Genomic DNA, 4,050 nt, shown 5'->3' with positions numbered 1-4,050 from the left:
GCCCATGCCGTAGGCCGACAGCACGCCGGCCAGGGGGTGGGCGAAAACACGCGTCATGCCGAGTGCGTCGGCCACGCCGCAAGCGTGTTGCCCACCGGCGCCGCCAAAACATTGCAGCGTGTACGAGGTCACGTCGTAGCCACGCGCCACCGAGATGCGCTTGATGGCGTTGGCCATGTTGGCCACCGCGATCTGCAGCGCGCCGCTGGCCACCTCTTCGGCGCTGATGGGCCGGCCACTTGCCGCGCTCATCTCTTGCGCCATCCGGGTGAAGCGTTGCACCACCACCTCGCGGTCGAGCGACTCATTGGCCTGCGGGCCGAACACCTTGGGAAAGTGCGCCGGCTGGATCTTGCCCAGCATCACGTTGGCATCGGTGGTGGCGAGTGGCCCGCCGCGCCGGTAGCTGGCGGGGCCGGGGTTGGCGCCGGCCGACTCAGGGCCCACGCGCAGGCGCGAGCCGTCGAAGCTGATGATCGAGCCGCCGCCGGCCGCCACGGTGTGAATGCTCATCATCGGCGCGCGCATGCGCACGCCGGCCACCTGGGTTTCGAACGCGCGCTCGAACTCGCCCGCATAGTGGCTCACGTCGGTGGAGGTGCCGCCCATGTCGAAGCCGATCACCTTGCCGTGGCCGCTGTCGAGCGCGGTGCGCACCATGCCGACGATGCCGCCGGCCGGGCCGGAAAGAATCGCGTCCTTGCCCTGAAAACGCTGCGCTTCGGTCAGCCCGCCCGAGCTCTGCATGAAGTAGAGCCGCACGCCCGGCATCTGCTGCGCCACCTGGTCGACGTAGCGCCGCAGGATGGGCGAGAGGTAGGCGTCGACCACGGTGGTGTCGCCACGAGGGACCAGCTTCATCACCGGGCTCACCTTGTGCGACACCGAAATCTGCGTGAATCCGATCTCGCGTGCCAGCGCTTCCGCGGCCAACTCGTGCGTGGTGTAGCGGTAGCCGTGCATGAAGACGATGGCGCAGGTGCGCAGGCCGCTGTCATACGCCGCTTGCAACTGTGGGCGCAATGCGGCGATGTCGAGCTGCTGCACCAGCTCGCCGTTGGCGCCGACCCGCTCGGTGGCTTCGATCACCCGCTCGTAGAGCAACTCGGGCAACACGATGTGGCGCTCGAACAGGCGCGGGCGCGCCTGGTTGGCGATGCGCAGCGCATCACGAAAACCACGCGTGATGACGAGCAGCGTGCGGTCGCCCTTGCGTTCGAGCAGCGCGTTGGTGGCCACCGTGGTGCCCATCTTCACGCATTCCACCCGCTCGGGCGTGACCAGCTCGCCTGGCGCCAGGCCCAGCAGGCGGCGAATGCCCTCGACCGCGGCGTCGCGGTATTGCTCGGGGTTTTCGGACAGCATCTTCAGCGTGTGCAGCGTGCCGTCGGGCGCGCGACCCACCACGTCGGTGAAGGTGCCGCCGCGGTCGATCCAGAATTGCCAGCGTGTAGTGGTCATGGTGTTGCCTGACGAGTGACATACCCCAGCCAGAGCCCGTTCGCCCTGAGCCTGTCGAAGGGTGCGCGTAGCACGGCGCTGGCTCCCTTCGACAAACTCAGGGCGATCGGGAATACAGGCTCAGCCCGAACGGAACAAGGGGGATTGAAAGAATCGGTTGCTTGCATGAGGGTCAGCGCTGCACGCCCATCACGAGGTCGGGCAGCACGGTGACGATCTGGGGGAAAGCGGTGATCAGGATGATGCACACCACCAGGCAGCCGAAGAAAGGCAAGGCCGCTTTCGCGATGATGTTGCTGTCTTTGCCGGTCATGTTCTGCAAGACAAAAAGATTGAAGCCCACGGGCGGCGTGACCTCAGCGATCTCGACCAGCAGCACGACAAAGATGCCGAACCACACCAGGTCGAAGCCGGCCTTTTGCACCATCGGCAGCACGATCGCCGCGGTGAGCACGATCATGCTGATGCCGTCGAGCGCCGTGCCCATCACCAGGTAGACGACCACCAGGATGGCAATGAGGCCAGCCGGCGGCAGCTGCATCGCGTTGACCCACTCGGCCAGCTCGCGCGGGATGCCGGTGAAGGCCATGGTCTTGGCCAAGAAGGCCGCGCCGGCCAGCACGAAGGCGATCATGCAGCTGGTGCGTGCGGCACCCATCAGGCTGTCGCGAAAGTTGGCCCAGTTGAGCGAGCGGCTTGCCGCCGCCAGGATCAGCGCGCCCATGGCGCCGTAGGCCGCACATTCGGTGGCGGTGGCGATGCCCGAGATCAAGGCCCAGCCCACGAACACGATCAGCGCCGCGCAGGGGATGAGGTGGCGCGACTGGTACAGCTTCTCGCGCAAACTCGTCGCCGGTTCGGCGGGCGGCATCTTGCCGGGGTTGCGCGTGCTCCAGATCGCGATGTAGCCCGAAAACAGCAGCATCAGCAGCAGCCCCGGCAGAAAGCCGGCCAGGAAGACGCGGATGATCGAGGCGTCGGCCGCCACCGCATACACCACCATCGTGATCGACGGCGGGATCAAGATGCCCAGCGTGCCGGCCGTGGCCAGCGAGCCGAGTGCGATGCTTTCGTCGTAGCCACGCTTCTTGAGTTCGGGCAGGGCCACCTTGCTGATGGTGGCGCAGGTGGCCGCCGACGAGCCCGACACCGAACCGAAGATGCCGCAACCGAGCACCGTGGTGTGAAACAGCCGACCCGGCACACGCCCGAGCCAGGGGCTCAAGCCAGTGAACATCTGCTCCGAGAGCTTGGTGCGAAACAGGATCTCGCCCATCCAGATGAACAGCGGCAGCGCGGCCAGCTCCCAGCTGGCGTTGCTCTCCCAGAAGGCGGAAAAAAGGTTTTTGCCCGGCGCAGTGGTGGTGAAAAAAGCCTGCCCGACCCAGCCGCAAGCGGCCAGGGTCATGGCGATCCAGAAGCCGCCGGCCAGCAGCACGATCATCAGAACCAGCAGCACCAGGGCGGCGATGGCGTTGTCCATGGGGCTTCTTTCAGAGGTCAGATGAATAGTCGCCGGCGGCGTGCCGCTCGCGCGTCAGCCGCACGTAGGTGGGCTCGGCGCCCAGGCTCACCAACACCAGCTCGTCGACCACCGCGAGTAGCAACAGCAGCGCGCCGATGGCAAAGCTCGACTGCGGTATCCACATGGGCAAGGGCAACAGCCCCTGTGCGATGTCGTTGAAGCGCCAGCTCTCGAAGGTGGTGGCGCAGGCCCACCAGGCGAGGTAGCCGGTGGCCACCACACCCAGCACCAGGGAGGCGATCTCGAAGACACGGCGCGGCCCCGCCGACAGCCGCTCGATGAGCACCGTGACGCGAACGAAGTCGCCATGTTTGAACGCATGCGCCATGGTGAGAAAGGCTGCCGCTGCGGCCAGCCAGGCGACGATGTCGTTGGCCGCGCCGGTGGAGTGCCCGGCCATCCGCATCACGGTCTGCCAGATCATCAGCAACGCGATGGCGAGCACCGCGGCAGCCCCCAAGGCGCCGCCTCCCAGGTAAGCGGCGTCGAGCATGCGCCGCAGGCGGGTGGCCAGCGTTCGGGAGGGCCTGCCAGCGGCGGTCATCACGGTGCTCACGAGGGGCTCACTTGCGGTAGGCGTCGAGCACGGCTTGCCCGTCGGCGCCGGTGGACTTCACCCAATCGGCGGCCATGCGCTCGCCGACCGTTTTCAGCTCGCGCTTGAGCACCGCGCTGCTGCGGTCAACCGTCATGCCCTTGGCTTGCAGCTCTTTCAGGTAGGCGTCGTCTTTTTCGTCGCTGAGCTTCCAGCCGCGTTCGGCGGCTTTGGCGGCCACCGCCACCACGGCGGCCTGGCTGGGCTTGTCGAGCGCATCGAACGATTTCTGGTTCACCACCACCGCATTGCGCGGCAGCCAGGCGTTCACGTCGTAGAAATATTTCACCTGCTCGTAGAGCTTGCTGTCGACGCCGCTGGCGCTGCTGGTGAGAAAGTTGTCGACCGCGCCGGTCGCCAGCGCGGCCGGCAGCTCGGCCAGCTGGATGGTGATGGGCTGTGCACCCACCAGCTCGGCAATGCGCGAGGTGGCCGGGTTGTAGGCGCGCATCTTGGTGCCCTTCAGGTC

Annotated in this window: 4 protein-coding genes; all 4 read right to left on the bottom strand. The window is 66.7% G+C overall.

Annotated features, from left to right (window positions below; genetic code table 11):
* Positions 1–1,461, bottom strand: a 1,461-nt coding sequence (locus tag RMO40_RS13415; protein WP_309721953.1) for a hydantoinase/oxoprolinase family protein, incomplete at its 3' end; no start/stop codon positions are given.
* 172 nt (positions 1,462–1,633) lie between these two features.
* Positions 1,634–2,944 carry a TRAP transporter large permease subunit gene (locus RMO40_RS13410; protein ID WP_309721951.1) on the bottom strand — a complete coding sequence of 437 codons (1,311 nt, stop codon included), beginning with the start codon at positions 2,942–2,944 and terminating at the stop codon, positions 1,634–1,636.
* A gap of 10 nt (positions 2,945–2,954) precedes the next feature.
* Positions 2,955–3,488: a TRAP transporter small permease gene (locus RMO40_RS13405; RefSeq protein ID WP_489660161.1), complete on the bottom strand. Its 534-nt coding sequence runs from the start codon at positions 3,486–3,488 to the stop codon at positions 2,955–2,957.
* A gap of 61 nt (positions 3,489–3,549) precedes the next feature.
* On the bottom strand, positions 3,550–4,050 hold a 501-nt coding region (dctP, locus tag RMO40_RS13400), incomplete at its 5' end, for a TRAP transporter substrate-binding protein DctP (RefSeq protein WP_309721949.1).

It is taken from the genome of Rhizobacter sp., assembly GCF_031412075.1.
Taxonomy (GTDB): Bacteria; Pseudomonadota; Gammaproteobacteria; order Burkholderiales; family Burkholderiaceae_C; genus Rhizobacter.
The sequence above is the reverse complement of the archived record's forward strand: the minus strand, read 5'-3'. Positions and strand labels throughout refer to the sequence as shown.

What these genes read in the sequence shown, in the direction of transcription:
- RMO40_RS13410 (WP_309721951.1), bottom strand. Translation starts at nt 2,944, where the DNA reads ATGGACAACGCCATCGCCGCCCTGGTGCTGCTGGTTCTGATGATCGTG.